Origin of the sequence: Streptococcus symci (genome assembly GCF_006385165.1) — a bacterium.
GTDB lineage: Bacteria > Bacillota > Bacilli > Lactobacillales > Streptococcaceae > Streptococcus > Streptococcus symci.
The window spans coordinates 35,419-52,895 of sequence record NZ_VFJA01000003.1 but is presented as its reverse complement, the minus strand read 5'-3'; the positions used below and the strand labels follow the sequence as shown (position 1 = coordinate 52,895).

The following is a 17,477-nucleotide window of genomic DNA, read 5'->3' as shown; positions in this document are numbered from 1 at the left end:
ATGAGTAAATTCATTTATTCTGATGAAGAACAAAAATTCAATAATATTTTAACTCATCAAACCAAAGAGTTAGATTTAATAAACAGACCCGATATGTCTATTGCAGAAGAACGTATAGAGGAAAGTGAAAAATTATTGAGAGAGCTAGGCTATACTCTGACTGATTTACCAATAATAGATACCGAAACTAAAAAACAAACTATCGTTGTACCTAAATGGGAAGACTTAGTAATAAAAGCGGAGTGCGAAGTTGGTTCAATGAATGAACTAGATGCACTCTTCACAAATGAAGAATTGGAACTTAATCAGACAGTTATTCAATCATTGCAGGATGATTTTAACAACATTCATAAACTTGATAAAATTGATATATCGATTTGTGCAGGAGCTGGTATATTAGCAGCGATTATTGATATTCTTTTAATTGGAATACCTGAGAAAACTCCGAATGGTTTAAAAGGTGGCCCTTTATCTAATTATGTAAGAGACTGGTTTAATCAACGATTTCCTGAAGAAGAAATGGATAAGTTGGCAAATTCAAAGGTCAGTAAAGTCCCTTTTGATGCTCAAGATAATCGTCATACTAAAGTAAATGTTAATGGACTATCTGCATATTATCATAGATTGTTATCTCTTGGACATGATCCACTTCTTGGTTTAGTAATTGGTGTATGTGATATTCTAAATGGTAAGATGACTACTATTGATAAAACTGGGAAAATAGTATCTCAATTTATGGATAATTACACAGATAGAAAAGAAAGTGATATTTTTGCAGCAATAGCAAAGCAGATAATTCATTTTAAATCTGATATTACGACATCAATGGGATTACCTGCACCATTGATGGGATTATTTAATTTGCTTCAGTTTGGAAAAATTGGTGACGAGGATCAAACAATAGCAGAAATAGTACAAGGAATGTATTACGAAGGCTATGATTTCATTCATTTTAGTAGTATGGCTATTTCCACAATGATTATTGAAGTTATAATCAGAATTGGATACGCCCTTAAGAAAATCAACGAAGGACATTCAATAAAAAATTCTATTCCTTTTTCGTTGGATAGAGAGAAACACCCCAAATTACATACGATGCTATTTATTGGACATTCTATAGCCGCATCTGCTAATGCAGGGAAAATCTACTTTACAAAAAATCCTATGACAATAAATTACGCACAATGGATTGCTTTTGCAAAATATTCATACTCTCAGTTAAAGTGGGTGCTGACTGAGAAATCCGAATTGAGAGCTTCATATGTTTCGGATAAGATTTATAAGGAAACTCAAGAGGTTTATGAAAAAGTAAATCTTACCTTTAATAACTTCAGTAATGATAGGTTAGTTATATTTGATTAAATTAATAAACTTAGATAAAAGGAAAACAATGAAAAAAAGTCTATACAATCTATTGTCAATGATTCCAATATATGGAACATTTTTAAAATTTTCAAGTAAAGGTGAAATGAGGTTATGTAGCCCACTGTATCAAGATTTTTTAGATGAAGGAATTAATCCAAATGATATATTCTTACTTCTTGAAAAAAAATATCCTGGTGAGGTAGTTACAAGAGATCGTTTCTACGAAGGTTATAGAGAAATTCTGGAATCTTTGAACAAAGAGTAATAAGGAAAAGATTTTCTGTTATAGATATAATATTAGTGAAGTTGTAGAATTCATAGCAGAATGGCGCTGTTTTGTGTTAGATGGTCAAGTATTGATGTTCGCCCCTATACAGGTGATTATCATGCACATTTTGATGCAAGTGTAATTGATGAAGCCATATCATGTTGGAAAGATGCGCCTATAGCTTATTGGCTATCTGCTTTAAACTATATCAATTTTCTTAAACGTAGATAGAAAGAAATGGTAAAACCCTATTTTGAAAAATACGATGTTTTTAACATTCCTGAAAGTGAACTTATAAATTTTTAGAAAGACCAGAAGTAAATCTGTGAAAAACTGTAACTACTAGGTTACAGTTTTTTACTTTGAATAATGATATAATAGAATAAGAAGATAATGAAAGCGCTATATATTTGAAAGTTGATTAGGAAAATAGGAATTATGGAAACATTCGATATGATTACTAAATGATCAACTGAATTTTATAACAATTTAAAAGCTTGATGAACATAATAGATATTGTTCATAGGAGAATTGTTATTCACATTTTATGACAGCTAGAAAACTATTGCATTTTGAATTATAACAAAGGAGTATTAACATGCCGAAATATACCGACGAAGATATTAGAAAGTTAAATAAAATCACATTAAAAATTGCTGGTGATTATTTAGGTATAAGTTCACAAGCAGTTGCGATAGGTCTTAGAAATAATCTTCTTCCAATTGGTTTTGCTATTCATAACGAAGAAAGAGATAGACGTTTCACTGAGAGTTGGTCATATCATATTATCGGTGAAAGAATGATTTCATACAATCATGGGAAACTATCTGAGATCCGTGTTGAAAATATTGAAACTAGTTTAGATAAAATTATAGAGGAATTTAACGGTTTAAAACAAGATTTACTTTTTATATTAAGCGAAAATGCAGAAGTGAAGAATTAGAAGTTTTTGAATTTGCGTTTTCGCTTGGTAAATATAAAAACGGTGATGTAAAATATAAGGGTAAAGGTGTTTCGAATGAAGATGATAAAGACCTTCTCTAGAGAAGAACTCTATGAAGAAATCTGGGAGATAAGTGCAAAACAAGTTTCATTGAAATATGATTTAAGTTATTCAGACTTACTTAAGAAATGCAAAGAATTTGAAATCCCAATTCCAAATGGGAGTTATTGGTATCGTAAGAATACTGAACAAGATTTAAGTGAATTTATTGTTCCATTACCACAAAATGACGTAAATGAAGTTAATATTGATAGAAAAAGTCTAAAAAACAATAGAATAAAACCTGTTAAATATAAAGAGGAGACTTCGGAAGATAAAAATAAAGATACTGTTAAACTTGATACAACTAGTATAAGAAGTTCATTATCATTTTTAGCGGACGATAAAATTGAGCTTATTATAGAAGCCGTTTCAAACTTAAACCAGTCTCCAAATAAGAGATTACATAAATCTGTAGCTAATCTAAGAGATAAAATAGCAGAGTGGAATAAGAGGGAAAAAGCTGCTTCCTATCCTTACTTTGATTCTAGACACAGATATAATGATTTAAAAGAACCTAAATTTGTAAAAAATATTTCACTAAATTCTCTTCCACGCTTATATCGCTTTTTAGATACTCTAGTTACTGTAATTGAAAGAATCGGTGATATTGTAACTTCAAATTGGGATATTCAAATTGATAAGGATATTGTTCGTTTTGAAGTTATAGAGTTAACAGACAAAGTAAGTCATGAATTGACAAAAGAAGAAGCTAAAGAACTAGCAGAGTACAATGATAGCGTTAAGTTTAATAGATATGCTTTTAAACCAAGAATAAAGAAGTATGACTATATTCCAAATGGAAAATTTCGATTTAAGATAATAGATGGTAAATACATTAAAGATACTAAAGAATTCACACTTGAACAATCAATCCCAGAAATAATCGTTTTAATTTACCAAGAGTATTATAAAGTTAAGAACTTACGACTTGAACGTGAAGAGAGAGCAAGACAATACGAAGAGGAGCAGGAGCGAAAAAGAAAATTACAAAATAGAATCGAAGAAGAGAAGAAGCGGACAATGTCTCTTCTAAATATGCTAGAAGATTTTCAAACAGCAAATGATTTAAGACTGATGGCTGATAAACTGGAGATAGTAGGGAAACTTAGTAAAGAGGAAATTGATTGGATTAGATCCAAAGCTGACTGGATCGACCCAATAGTTTCTTCAACAGACGAATTGTTAGGAATCAGAAATCATGACAATTCTAGAGAACAAAAAGAACAATATCTAAGAGAGAAAAGGTACTATTGGTAATTTTGTGTTTTTGGTTTTTACAGAATGTAGTGTTATTGGAATAAATGATTAACTATTTTAGTAATAAATAATTTTACACATTTATTTTAAATAGGTATTTGGTACAAGAAAGAATATATTTTTGTTCTATAATATAGAAGTTCGCTAGCACCACGTGGAGTGTTTAGCTTTTACTAGCAAAGGCGTAAAAAACTTGTAACGAAAGAGGTTAAGAAATACCTTGTAGGTAAGTTCTTTTATCAGAGGTATAAAAATATTAAAGGTAGAGTTCAAATTTAGTATCTTGATGAAGTATCTTGATTTTTGTGTCATTTATATCCATAAACACAAGAAATCACGGAGTTATTTCCATAAAATGAGGATTAATGGGAATAAATGCATCCTTCACAAGTATCACTAAATGGTCGATAAGAGTATTATAATATAAATTTATACTAAAAACGTTTATTTATTGAAAAAACATGATATAATAACTAAGATTAATAATAATGGAGGAATAATGATGACTCATAGTTTGATACTAAAGTTGGAAACTGTGGAATATGGTAAAACACAAAATTGGCTTCTATTTAGAGGATTTATTCCACAATATGATATTAACAAATTGTATACTTTCAAATTTTGTGGGACAGATTTAATTACTAGTTCTTACTTAACAGATGCTCAAGTAAACCAGCTCCGTAGAATTCTTTCTGAGAGATTCGGCTATCCACCATATAATGATCTTAGAACGATTCAATTTATACTAAATGAGGAACAGTATAATAGAATTGAACTATCCTATTAGAATCACTAGCGGTAACTCAATTGAGTTATATTTTTATATCGACTACTATGGTATGCTTTAACTCGAGATATTCACAGCAAGTTACAAAATTCCTGATGGCAAAGCATTAACTTATACTTGTTCGTATCTCGAAATTGCAAAAATGGTTGATTTGTAAACTTTTTTGATGATGACGATTGCTACATTGTTATGGAATGTAGCTGTGGTAATACAAATTTCAAACATATAGAAATTATTCTTACTATGGGTGGGGGGATGTAAGGAGATTATCCCACTTGATGTTTGGATTGTTTAAAAAATAATATTCGGAAAGTAAGTTACAGTTGCATTGTCAATGGAGCTGAAGTCGTTTTATAATATTCTAAGAGTGCAGGTAATTTATGTGTTTTTTGTGATATAATGGTGCTAAAAAAAGAAGATTAATTATCATAGAGAGGGTGTAACAATCGAATATTCTTATTGTAAAAGTATTTATGGTTTGAAAGATTTGTATAATTCGATGAGGGGGTTAGGGGGTCAAACTAGGACTCGAATAAGTAATTAATAGTTAGGAGATATTAACAATATGAAAATTGAGATAAGGTCTCTAAGTTTTGATAAAGTCAAAAATAGATATGACTATTTATTGAAGGAAATTGATAAACTTTCAGAAAATGATAAGGAAATAATATTAGACTTTAGATTTCTTAGGTGGGCGGAGCCGATTGCAATGATATATTTTGGTTACCAATTTAGAAAAATTATTGAAGATCGAGAAGGAATAGTAGTTTCTATCCTTGAAGCTACTGGAAAAAATAGTGGTTACTATGGATGGATGGGCTTATTTAAATATTTTGTTCCACATGCTACTGAAGGTAAAAATACTGGTCATGTTAAAGGGAATAATACCTATATTCCCATAACAAATATAAATGTAAAAGAAGAGTATGGAAAAAGTTTCTTACGTGGAGAATATTTCGAGAGGGGAGATTATATCATTGGCCGTGCTACTCAGCTAGCGCAGATAGTTACAGGTCACAGTGAGTTGCAAGAAATATTGAAATATATTATCAGAGAAATAATTAGAAATGTTCCTGAACATTCAGGTAAAGACGATTTATGGATTTGTGGTCAAGCTTGGCCTAGTAGTAGCTATTCCAGAGCACAAATTGTAATAATGGATGAAGGAATTGGAGTTCATAGGAGCTTAACGGCAAACCAATTCCATAAAAGAGAGAATGAGACTAATCTTGATTCTTTACGTTCAGCAATAAGACCGGGTATATCTAAAGCATTTCGAAGAGGAACAGAAAATAGAGATACTGATAGATGGAGTAACTCAGGATTTGGGCTATATGTAGTAAGTGAGTTATGTAAGAAATTAAATGGGAGATTTTTATTAATAAGTGGCGATAACTACGTTTATACAAGTGGCGATATTGAAGAAATTGAAGATGGACCTAATCAATTAGATGGAACTTTAGTCGCAATTGAACTTCCACTCCAGAATACCGATATTGATAGTACTACACTGTTGAGTTCAATAATTGATGCTGGAGAAAAAATAGCAGCTCACGATATGATATCTATTTCTAAAGCATCATTTCCATCTAGAAATATAAATTTTTAATGTATTTCGTTAAAAAGTACATTCCTAATTCTGACAAACCTCATTTCGTTTCATAGTATATGCAGTCACTAGCACCACATGTCGAGTGTGTAGTGTTTCTACAACGAACAAGAGGGTGAAAATCCTTGATTTTAAGCTATTTTACAAGCATTTTGTATTTGTAGATAAAGGCAATTTTGACGTCAAAAAAGTCCTAAAAAGAAACATAGATGTAAATGTATTTGTAGATGTCGTTTGCGTATCGGAAAAATGAATACAACAATAAATATTTATCTTAAGAGAGAACAATTGTATATTGTTCTCCTTTTTGATTTTCAGGAGAGAAAATGAACTGCGTAAAATTATGTAGTAAATAACAAGGAACTTGACATTATGAGTTTAATACATTATAATACAAATACATACCAGCGGTATGAAAAAGGGGGATTATAATGGCAAGGAATAGAAATCCAGAAGAAACAAGAAGAAAAATATTAGAAGTTTCTAAAGGTTTATTTTTAGAAAAAGGATTTGATAATACCTCAATACAAGATATAATAGATGGGTTAGGTGGGTTGACAAAAGGTGTTATTTATCATCATTTTGAGTCTAAAGATGCAATTTTGCAATCAATTCTTAGCGAAAATAATCAAGAAATTCTAAATTATAATTGGAGAGGAGATACTGCATTAGAAAAAATACAAAATTCTTTGATGGATGCTTTCTCTGATTTTGAACAACAAAGGCTTGTATACTCAGCTTCAATTATGTTAAGAAGCCCACGTTTATTAGGTGAACAGTATCTAAATTTATTTTCTGATTTTTTACCAGAGATTAGAGAAAAAGTTTTCGAAGGTGTTGAAGATAAATCAATTAAAACAGAATACCCAGAAGAGCTAGCTGATTTGATTGTCTTAACATTGAATATTTGGATTGGGTTCAAAATTTCTATTTATTCAGTAGAAGAATTAAAGCGTAAAATGAATTTCATTAAACTAACTTTTGAAGGTCTGGGAGTACAGTTGATTACTGATGAAATGATGGAAGTAATTTTCAAATTATTTGATCACTTAAAAAACAGTAAATAAGTTTTACGTATAGATATTTTTTAAAATACCATACTCTAGCTATGGTATTAAAAATACTATTATACATACCTGTAGTATGTTTCTTTTTTAGGTTTTTACATACCATGAGTATGTAAAGTACTTTGAGAATAGTGTCATTAATATTAACAAAATCTTTTGGAGGAAATAATCTATGTTGTCGCTTATTAAAATTGAATTAAATAAAGTTTCTAAATCTAAATTATTTTTAGCCTGGTTGTGTACTATATTTATAGTGTTAGGTATTACAGCAATCATTATTATGGGTTTAGGTACTGACAATAAACTAGGAGAATTCACTGGACAGGATTCTAATGTTATTAGAATTACTGGTAAATGGGAAGGTTGGGCAATTGTAGCTTCATTGTTTTCATCTTTATTTACTAAAGCAGCATTTTTGATTTTCGAATCTTATTTATTATCTACGATTATTATTGATGAATTTAAACGAAGAACAATTTTTCAGTTGTTTTCTTACCCTATTTCTAAAATAAAGTTACTTTGGGGAAAAATTCTTTCAGTCATTCTAATAGCATTTATTGCCCATTTTTCTGCACATTTAGTGATTCAATTATTCATTAGATTCATGGCTGTTGTAACTGAATCTAGTTATATCCCTCTAGCTAGTCAATTAATTAACTTAGCTGGAATAACGTTTGCAACAGTACTAATAGGGTTACTACCATTTGTTTTAGGTATGATTAAGCATTCAACAGCTATAACAATGCTTTCAGGACTTGGTTTAGCAGCATTACTTTCGAATGTAAGTCCAGGAAGTTTATCTAATAATATTGCTGATAACTTATTCTTTTTGATATTTGCAAGTTTCATAAGTTTAATGATTACTTTATTTTCAATTTATACTATTTCAAGAAAAGATATTAATATCAAGTAGTATAGCTAAATTTAATGGAAGGAAAGTGCTAATTTTGTGATGATTTATTTAAACGAAGAGACTGTATAAGTTAGTATTTATGCTCCTGAAGAAAAATTCTTGCATTTAAAGCTAGATATAGAAAGAGAGATAGAAATGAAAAATATTGTTGAAGTAAAAGAAGTTTTTAAAACAATTGATAAAGAAGAAATTTTAAGTGGTATCAACCTTCAAATTGCTGAAGGAGAAATCTATGGATTTTTAGGACCAAATGGCGCAGGGAAAACAACTTTAATGAAATGCATGTTATCCTTATCAACTGTTACATCTGGTAGTATTGAAATCTTTGGAAAAAATTTACAAGATCACAGAGAGGACATTCTAAGTCAGGTTGGAAGTGTTATTGAAACACCAATTTTTTATGAAAACCTCACAGCAAAAGAAATTTTGGAAATTCACGCGCAATATATGAGGAAAAATATTACCGAATCAGATATAATAAGAGCCTTAAGGATGGTCGGATTAAAAAATACGACTAAAAAAGTAAAAGATTTTTCGTTAGGAATGAGGCAAAGGCTTGGTTTAGCTCGTGCGTTTCTAACAAAACCTAAATTGTTAATTTTAGATGAGCCAATCAATGGTTTAGATCCAATAGGAATTCAAGAAATTCGAAATCTTTTGTTGTCGCTTTCAAAGGAACATGGAATTACAATACTAATATCGAGTCATATATTATCGGAAATTTCACAGATAGCAGATAAAATTGGTTTTATCAAAAATGGAGAAATGCTAGAACAAGTCTCTATGAAAGAGATTAGGAGAGAGAATATTGACTTAGAAGAATATTTTATGTCACATTTTCTAAATGAAATTTAAGAATTATGAGGTAGATTAGGAATGAAACAATTGACAAAGTACCATAAGAAGTCTTTTTATACTTTCATGATTTTTAATATACTAGTTCCTTTAACTAATATTGCTTTTGCTTATTCTATTAAAATTATAATTGATAGTGGAATGTCCCAAAATAGGGAAGCTCTAACCCAAGCGATACTAATAGGCGCTATCGTAATATTTATCTATGCCAGTCTTAATTTTATATCCCTTCGATTAAGAAATAAACTTGTTAGGCAGATTATGTCAAGATACAAAAATAAGGTGTTTAAATCTATTTTAGATAGCGATTATAGAGAATTTTCTAAGGAAAAATCAGGGAAATTTATTTCAATATTAACTGAGAACATGAAGAAAATTGAGCAGGATTATTTGCACCAGTATTTTAATATTTCAAAAAATATTTCCTTAATGATTTTCTCACTAGTAGCCATGTTTATAGGTAATTGGTTTTTGACCTTATTAGTTATCATTGCTAGCATTATTCCTATGATGATTTCAGGATTTATTGGACAAAAATCAGCCTCTCTACAAAATATTTCTATAATATCCGATCAGAAATATTTAGCTAAGGTTAAAGATATTTTAGCAGGGTTTCTAGTTATAAAGAGTTTTAATGTGAAAGAGGCTATCCGTCAAGATTACAAAAACGAAAGCGAAAAATTGGATGAGATATATTTCATCAAAGGAAAATTTGATGTTTTATCTAATGTTATTTCTCAACTTTCAGGGATGATTGTTTTTTTAGTAGCCTTTGGTGGAGGAATGTATCTGGTCTTCGGTGGGCATACCACAATCGGGAGTGTTACAGCTATTGTTCAACTAGTCAATTTTGTAGTAATGCCACTAAATGAAATTGGTATGGGAATGAGTAAATTCCGCGAAGGTCAGGCTACACTGAATTCATTTGAGGTAAAAGATGTAATCGAACTTCAAACTGGTAAAACGAAAGAATATTTTGATGATGTCATTTCTTTTTCAAACGTAGATTTTTTCTACCCTAATGCTGAGGAAAAGATTTTTAATAATTTATCTTTACAGATCAAAAAGGGGGAAAAAATTGCAATAGTAGGTATGTCAGGTAGTGGAAAATCAACTTTACTCAATCTATTACTGCGTTTCTATGATGTAACAAGTGGGTATATCTCAATTGATAATCAAGATTTGCAAGCTATTTCAGCAGAGAGCCTTTATAACTTAATGACTATTGTTCAGCAAGATGTTTATATCTTTGATGATACTTTAAAAGCAAATATTACCCTTAGTCAATCCTTTACTGAAGATGATATAAAAAAAGCTGTACAGCAGTCTGGCTTAGAAAGTTATATTTTAGAAAATGAATTAGGTCTACAAACTTCATGTGGCGAGAATGGATCAAATCTATCTGGGGGAGAGAGACAGAGACTTAGTATTGCGCGTGCTTTAATTCGAAAAACACCAATCTTATTATTAGATGAGGCTACCTCGTCTTTAGATAATAAAGTTACTACTGAAATTGAAAATTCAATTTTAGAAATTCAAGATTTGACGGTTCTTGTTGTTACGCATAAGTTAAATAAGAGCATATTGAAAAAATACAATAGAATTCTTTTTATGAAAAATGGAGTTATTGTTGAAGATGGTTCTTTTGATAACTTGATGGATAGGAAAGGTGAATTTTATAAATTGGTTGAGTTGAGTGTGTAATTCTCTTTCGTTTTATAGTATAATTCTATAAAACACTCTATCACTTTCGTTCTATAATATAGAAGTTTGCTATCACGACATGTTGAGGCGGTATCACTGCTTGTTCAAACTGATTAAACAAGGATGTAGCTAGTGAAAGTCCTACAGTAAGGAGTTTAAACATGAAGTTCCATGAATTTGGGGATAAGAATTTACCTCCTATCTTACTAATACACGGTGGTGGCAGTTCTTGGTGGAATTATCTTCGGCAGGCACGTATCTTGTCAGAAAAATACCGTATTATTCTACCCACTTTGAATGGCCACGGCGAGGAATATCAACTTGATTATGTTTCTACTGAAGATTCTGCTTTGGAGATTCTAGACTATATCAAAGCAAACTGTAGTGGGAAATTGTTTGCAATCGGTGGTGTTTCACTTGGTGGTCAAATTGCCATGGAGCTTTTGTCTTTAGACAGTGAAATTGCTGAGAAGGCCATCATAGACGGAAGCCTCTGTATTCCTCAACCAAGGTTATCAAAAACCAGCATCTTTCTAGTGTCTCTATTTGGTAAACTGATGTTCAATAAATTCTCTTGCAAACTTCAGTTAAGCATGATGAACAAACTCTATCCTAAACTGGCTTATCCAGAGGAAATAAAAGCTTATTATTTGGAGGATCTGCCAAGGACGCCTGTTAAAACATTGGTGACCATTTACAAAACCTATATGGGGCATTACAAGCTGAAAGATATGATTTCTGCTAGCAAGTCTCAGGTTCTGTATATCTATGGTGAAAAAGAATTGAACTGTGTGAAAGAATCAGCGAAAATATTTCATCAGCTACATTCAAATACAATTTTGTATGAAGCAAAAGGTTATAATCACGGTTATTTATCATCTTACCTACATCAGGAGTGGATTGATTTAGTTGAGCCATTTTTAAAGAGCAATCAACGTTGAAGCGGTCGTACTGCTTGTACGAGCTTAGAAAAAAAAGTTGACGAAAAAGCCTTGGTGTCAAGGATTTTTTAGTATCCTCAAAAAGGTAATTTATAATTGACAATTTGTCAGTAGAGTAGTATAATTTGTAATCAGGAGGAATAAAATGCGAGATGTAAAAGATCCAGAAATTCGACGGGCTGAGATTATGCACGCTGCTATGCTCCTCTTTATGGAGAAAGGATATGCGAACACAACAACTCAGGATATAGTCGATAAGGTAAATATATCACGAGGTTTGTTATACTATCACTTTAAGAACAAAGAAGATATTCTGTATTGTCTTGTGGAACGTTATTCAGAGAAATTATTGAGAGATATTCATGTGATTGTCAATGATGACAACAAAACTGCTATTGAAAAAATAAGAGCCTTTATAGATGCCACAATAATCTCTACAGATAACGTTTCAGCGGAAGGAACTGAGTTACAAAAGACGGTTGATCTTGAAGAAAATCGTTATATGTTAGATAAGTTATCTCATAAGCTCATTGAAAAACTGACTATATATTTTGAGAAGATAATAAATCAAGGCATCTCAGAAAAAGTATTTTCTGTAAAATATCCATCAGAAACATCTGAATTTCTGATGACAGCCTATGTTTTTGTTTCAAATAACATAGGTATAATAACTTCAAAGAAAGAACCTGTCAAAGATTACTTGAATGCATTTAAGATAATGCTGGAACAAAATCTAAATACAAAAGGACTCTTTAGCAATTAAAAAAGATAGAATGTTTGTAGAGAGAACTATGTACCGATAGCTATATCAAAACAAGCTATCGGTATTATTTCAAAACAAGACTGACAAATTGTCAATAGAGGTGAAAATATGTTAGATATAAAGAATTTTAGTAAAAGTTATGGGGATAAGAAGGTTGTGGATAACCTATCTATTTCAGTACAGTCTGGAGATATTTATGGTTTTATTGGAGCAAATGGTGCGGGAAAAACGTCAACAATAAAGGCAGTTGTCGGTATCCATGATTTTGAAGATGGAAGTATAATTATCAACGGTCATTCTATTAAAGAAGAATCTGTTATTTGTAAGAAAATGATGGCGTATATCCCAGATAATCCAGATTTGTATGAACATATGACAGGACTTCAATATATCAATTTTATTGCTGACTTGTTTGAAATTCCTACAAAAATACGCATGGAGAGAATCCAAAAATACGGTGATTTATTTGATATGACTGAGCATCTTTCGGGGATTATTTCTTCATATTCACATGGAATGAAGCAACGAACAGCCATTATTTCTGCACTTGTACATTCTCCCAAACTGTTGATTTTAGATGAACCTTTTGTTGGTCTAGATCCCAAAGCAACTTTCCTACTAAAGAAAATTATGCATGAGTGTGTTTCAGATGGAGGTGCTATTTTCTTTTCAACCCATGTATTGGATGTTGCGGAAAAATTATGTAATAAGATTGCCATTATCAAAAATGGAAAGTTAATTGCAAGTGGCAATACAGGAGACGTCAAAGGTGATGAATCATTGGAGGCATTTTTCATGGAGGTGCAGGACAATGAGTAACATTTGGATACTGCTCAAAGCGCAATTGATTAATTTCTTTCCTATTAACGAGATTAGAGATTCAGGAAATAAAAAACAAAGTTCAATGGCTATTGCGAGTTTTGGCATAATAACTCTTTCCTTATTTTGCTTTGTTTATAATATACTAACAGCGAAAACATTAGTACACGTCGGACAGCAGGACTTGATACCGGCATATATGGTCTCTGTATCAAGTTTTTCAATATTATTTTTGACTGTCTTTTATTCGAATGGCATTTTATTTGGTAGTCGAGATATGGAAATTCTCCTATCCTTACCTGTTAAAAGTTCGTATATTATCACCAGCAAGTTCATGTTTATGTACTTATTGAATTTTTTATTAGGCTTGATGTTTATGCTTCCGGGTGGAATTGTATGGGGCTTGAACGGAAGTTTAAACCTCCTACAGATTATATTGTATTTTACTTCTATAATTTTTGCCCCTTTGATCCCCATGTGTATAGCAGCATGCATGGGACTCATTATTGTTGTCGCTTCATCTTCTTTTAAAAGAAAAAATGTAATCTCTCTTATTTTTTCATTTGCGATGTTAGGGATAATTGGATATTTTGCATTATCAGCTTTGCAATCAGGTGTTGAAAGTAGTATTGGGGCTACTCTGGCTAAGCAAATTACTGGACTGTATCCAATTTCTAGACTATTTATGTCATACTACAATTTTCCAATGTACTATGGTATGGGATTTTATATAGTTCTTTCAATAGTCGTCTTTTATCTATTTGTCAAAATTGCTTCGTTGAAGTATGAACTACTTAATACACTTGCCAATACGAAATCTAGATATGCTAATGACAAAGTATCTTATGAAAGAAAATCGGTATTTTTTGCCTTGTATCAAAAAGAGCTTGGACGATTTTTAAGTTCTTATATGGCAGTCTTGAATGCTGGGCTTGGAGTGATTCTTTTATGTGTCTTTAGTATATTTTTCCTGTTTAATTCTGTAGGGCAAATAGGAAATTCTGCAGGAATTGAAAATATAAATGAGTATCTTTCAAACTTAGCTCCCGTCTTTATTTCATCTATGCTTTCACTCAGTTGTCCAGCAGCTTCATCTATGTCTTTAGAGGGTAAAAATATTTGGATTTTGAAAAGTTCTCCGGTTGAAGTGAAAAAGATTTTAAATGCTAAGATAGCTGTCAACCTTACACTTCATTTGATTGGATATATGATTTCTGTATCTGTATTTATGCTGAAACTTGATATGAATCCTATTCAAGTTATGAATCTAGTTATTGTTCCTATATGTTACTCCTTTTTTATAACTGTAATCGGAATCGCATTAAATAAAAAATATCCTAACTATGATTGGGACAGTGAGATGATAGTTGTCAAACAAAGTCTTCCTGTTATTGTAACTGGAATTATTGGTATGATTGCGCTTATTACGCCACTTTTGCTTAATTGGCTGTTTAATATTCCGATTATATTTGTTTTACAGGTAGTATCAGTAGTTTTATTGGTTATTACAATGGGTGTTTATTTAACAATAAGCAAGTCAAATTTTATCTAGTTAAAGGAGAAAAATAAGATGAAAAGCAGACTGATAAAAGATATTGTGGTGTTATTAGTAATGCTAGCTATAATAGTTGTTATTACCAGATTTCTCCCCGAAAAAGTTCCGATTCATTTCAATGCAAAAGGAGAAGTAGATATGTTTGCAAATAAATACTATCTTCTACTAGCTACAGTCATCCCCTATTCTGCATATTGGAAGTTTGTTAGGGAAAGTGATAATAAAAAGATTAAATGAAACACCATATATTTACAGATTGCATCAAAATTAAGAACGACTATTTTAAGAGGTGATTATGCACCTGAACAACAAATTCCTTCAATAAGGAGATTAGCAGAAAACGAGAAGTGTAATCCGGCAACTATTCAAAAAGCAATGAAAGTTCTCGAAGAACAGAATTTGGTTATTAGCTGTGGAACATTAGGATATTTTGTCATAGCAAGCGAGCAAGAAATAAGGGAGTTAAGATATCAAGAATCTAACAAGCTAGTGAAAATTTTGTTTGAAAAACTTGGTGAGCTAAACTTTTCAGAAGATGAGATTGTCAATTTATTTTTTAGAAAAGATGCTTAGAAGAAGTTGAATGGAAATTTATTAGGATTTTTGTGAAAGTATAGAAAAGCCTTGATTGTAAGGCTTTTTTTGTGTTTTTGTGATAGAATAAATGTAGTTTAAAATCGACAGCAACTAAGAAGCAGTAAAAATATTATTCATAAAATAATCAAGATTAGGAAGATAAAATGACAGAAATTGACAAAAAGAATTTAAAAAATTATCTTTATTTTACATTTGGAATTGCTTATATAGCTTGGGGGCTTCTTGCCATCTTTACGCAATCTCATATTTTGGGATTAGAAACATTTATAGGGAGAATGTTACATATAGTAGGTGCACTTGGTCCAGCTATTGCAAGTGGCTTTTATTTGAAAAGGAATAATATAAAATTTAAACATTTTGTATTTAATAAAAGAAAAAATAGTAGTATTTATTTCGTTATTCATTTGTTAGCAATTTTGATACTATTTTCTGTATCTTCCTTGGAATTAAACGGAGTATCAATTTATCTGATGCCATTATTCTTTATACAATTAATTTTTTTTGGTGGTGGACATGAAGAATTAGGATGGAGAGGTATATTACAACCGTTACTTGATAAAAAATATACTTATTGGCAATCTAATTTGATTGTAGGATCAATTTGGGGAATATGGCATCTGCCTTTATGGTTTATAGTTGGAGAAAGCCATCAAGGATTTCCTTTTATTTTATTTTTTATATATACATTATTTTTAAGTTTTGTTTTAGGGCTTCTTTACCGTCAAACGAAATCTGTTGGTTACTGTCTATTATTTCATGCGTTCGCAAATTTGTTAAATCTCTATTTTGTGTTAAAAATTAATCTTATTTTTATTATCATATTTATTACTTATTTGATTTATACAATATTGGCGAGTAATAGAATTAGTAAGGAAAAGTAATTTTAACTTTAGATCAGCATATCCATTATTGAAGGTAACGATTTGCTAATTAGATGATCTATGTTAGAGAATTTTCTATTATAATTTAAAGTGTAGTGATAAAAGTCGTTTCTTTTGGAAGTGGCGAAAATCTTTCCGTTCCACAGTATCATTTTAAAATGATTTTCATTGCCTTTTGTTTATTAGTATAAAAGAAAAATATTATCACATGTTGAGGCGGTAGCACTGCTTGTACGTGCTGATACATCAACGAAGTAGAAGTAATACTCGGCAGCTGTTCTAGGGTGAGGCTATTACGACGAAACGATACGGTAACAGTGAACTGCTGTGTTGTATCTTTGCTAGAAAGCCAGATTTAATTTTCAAATGATTAAAAATTGATTTACTAAAAAGGACGGGGTATAGATGTACATATTGGAATTGTATCAAAGTCATTATTCAAAAGATCTAGTCGCTTTTGACTCCTTAGAAGAGGGAAAAGAATTTGTATCAAAAATACCTGGATATACTCTAGAAGTAGAAGATGATTTTGAAGTAGAGTATTTTAATTCTAAAAATTTGCCGGACTATATGGAAATTGTCTTTAATGGGAATATTGTCCCTTTATCTAGATTTTCCTTTGATTCTGAAGAAAATGTGGAAATCATTTGGAAAGCAATATCTAATCTATCCGTTACAAATCATTATATGATAGAAGGTTCTACAAAAATAGATGCCTATGTCGTCAACCACGAAGAAGTAAAAGCTTATCTCGAAGAAAGAGAAAGTAAATACAATCAAATCAAGGACTTCTTAGATCGAAATGGCTATGAAGTAAATAGAAACTATTTCGGAAGTGAAGATGGAGAAGCCAGCTTATACAGAAAAAAAGAAACTATAGATTGGCACTTTTTATGCCACTTAGATCCGTCACTTTTAGAAATAAAAGACATAAACTCATTTGTTAAAGAAATGATGGAAAATATCTAAATGAAAGAAAGTTGGCTAATTTCTGAGATGTTTGAGAATACTGCTTAAGAAATTATTATTTGGCGAAAGTATAGAATGAATA

At 30.9% G+C, this 17,477-nt stretch carries 17 protein-coding genes and 2 pseudogenes; all 19 read left to right on the top strand.

The window, feature by feature from the left end:
- The 19 genes and pseudogenes from FJN11_RS06905 to FJN11_RS06820 all read left to right on the top strand — a co-directional run bounded on the left by FJN11_RS06905 (position 1) and on the right by FJN11_RS06820 (position 17,395).
- Positions 1–1,362: a hypothetical protein gene (locus FJN11_RS06905; protein WP_140224207.1), complete on the top strand. Its 1,362-nt coding sequence runs from the start codon at positions 1–3 to the stop codon at positions 1,360–1,362.
- A 28-nt stretch (positions 1,363–1,390) separates the two neighbouring features.
- A complete protein-coding gene (locus FJN11_RS06900) occupies positions 1,391–1,630 on the top strand; it encodes a hypothetical protein (RefSeq protein WP_042751170.1) in 240 nt (79 codons plus the stop codon).
- A 13-nt stretch (positions 1,631–1,643) separates the two neighbouring features.
- Positions 1,644–1,939, top strand: a pseudogene (locus tag FJN11_RS06895) (ATP-grasp domain-containing protein); the annotation flags it as partial.
- A 292-nt stretch (positions 1,940–2,231) separates the two neighbouring features.
- Positions 2,232–2,576: a hypothetical protein gene (locus tag FJN11_RS06890; protein ID WP_140224206.1), complete on the top strand. Its 345-nt coding sequence runs from the start codon at positions 2,232–2,234 to the stop codon at positions 2,574–2,576.
- A 75-nt stretch (positions 2,577–2,651) separates the two neighbouring features.
- Positions 2,652–3,935 carry a cellulose synthase gene (locus FJN11_RS06885; protein WP_140224205.1) on the top strand — a complete coding sequence of 428 codons (1,284 nt, stop codon included), beginning with the start codon at positions 2,652–2,654 and terminating at the stop codon, positions 3,933–3,935.
- Positions 3,936–5,287: 1,352 nt separating this feature from the next.
- Positions 5,288–6,331, top strand: coding sequence for an ATP-binding protein (locus FJN11_RS06880; RefSeq protein ID WP_140224204.1), 1,044 nt, complete (start codon positions 5,288–5,290; stop codon positions 6,329–6,331).
- Between the two features lie 431 nt (positions 6,332–6,762).
- Positions 6,763–7,398, top strand: a complete 636-nt coding sequence (locus FJN11_RS06875) for a TetR/AcrR family transcriptional regulator (protein ID WP_140224203.1) — start codon at positions 6,763–6,765, stop codon at positions 7,396–7,398.
- Positions 7,399–7,570: 172 nt separating this feature from the next.
- The gene (locus FJN11_RS06870) at positions 7,571–8,311 is read left to right on the top strand and encodes an ABC transporter permease (RefSeq protein ID WP_140224423.1); all 741 of its coding nucleotides are present in this window, start codon (positions 7,571–7,573) and stop codon (positions 8,309–8,311) included.
- A gap of 135 nt (positions 8,312–8,446) precedes the next feature.
- Entirely contained in the window at positions 8,447–9,166 is a 720-nt protein-coding gene (locus FJN11_RS06865; RefSeq protein ID WP_140224422.1) for an ABC transporter ATP-binding protein, read from the top strand.
- A gap of 21 nt (positions 9,167–9,187) precedes the next feature.
- Positions 9,188–10,870 (top strand): ABC transporter ATP-binding protein, encoded by a 1,683-nt coding sequence (locus FJN11_RS06860; protein WP_140224421.1) that lies wholly within the window; start codon positions 9,188–9,190, stop codon positions 10,868–10,870.
- Between the two features lie 161 nt (positions 10,871–11,031).
- Positions 11,032–11,811 carry an alpha/beta hydrolase gene (locus tag FJN11_RS06855; RefSeq protein ID WP_140224420.1) on the top strand — a complete coding sequence of 260 codons (780 nt, stop codon included), beginning with the start codon at positions 11,032–11,034 and terminating at the stop codon, positions 11,809–11,811.
- A gap of 145 nt (positions 11,812–11,956) precedes the next feature.
- Entirely contained in the window at positions 11,957–12,574 is a 618-nt protein-coding gene (locus FJN11_RS06850; protein ID WP_140224419.1) for a TetR/AcrR family transcriptional regulator, read from the top strand.
- 108 nt (positions 12,575–12,682) lie between these two features.
- Positions 12,683–13,393 carry an ABC transporter ATP-binding protein gene (locus tag FJN11_RS06845; protein WP_140224418.1) on the top strand — a complete coding sequence of 237 codons (711 nt, stop codon included), beginning with the start codon at positions 12,683–12,685 and terminating at the stop codon, positions 13,391–13,393.
- Complete coding sequence (locus tag FJN11_RS06840) at positions 13,386–14,945, top strand: putative ABC transporter permease subunit (RefSeq protein ID WP_140224417.1); 1,560 nt, start codon at positions 13,386–13,388, stop codon at positions 14,943–14,945. Before FJN11_RS06845 ends, FJN11_RS06840 begins: the two co-directional genes overlap by 8 nt.
- Before the next feature lie 18 nt (positions 14,946–14,963).
- A complete protein-coding gene (locus FJN11_RS06835) occupies positions 14,964–15,185 on the top strand; it encodes a DUF1648 domain-containing protein (protein ID WP_140224416.1) in 222 nt (73 codons plus the stop codon).
- Between the two features lie 6 nt (positions 15,186–15,191).
- Positions 15,192–15,323: pseudogene (locus FJN11_RS11010) on the top strand (GntR family transcriptional regulator); the annotation flags it as partial.
- On the top strand, positions 15,324–15,521 hold the full coding sequence (locus tag FJN11_RS11005) for a hypothetical protein (protein ID WP_246039373.1): 198 nt from the start codon (positions 15,324–15,326) through the stop codon (positions 15,519–15,521).
- Between the two features lie 167 nt (positions 15,522–15,688).
- Positions 15,689–16,426 carry a CPBP family intramembrane glutamic endopeptidase gene (locus FJN11_RS06825; protein ID WP_140224414.1) on the top strand — a complete coding sequence of 246 codons (738 nt, stop codon included), beginning with the start codon at positions 15,689–15,691 and terminating at the stop codon, positions 16,424–16,426.
- 405 nt (positions 16,427–16,831) lie between these two features.
- Positions 16,832–17,395 carry a hypothetical protein gene (locus FJN11_RS06820; RefSeq protein WP_140224413.1) on the top strand — a complete coding sequence of 188 codons (564 nt, stop codon included), beginning with the start codon at positions 16,832–16,834 and terminating at the stop codon, positions 17,393–17,395.
- Positions 17,396–17,477 lie beyond the last annotated feature (82 nt).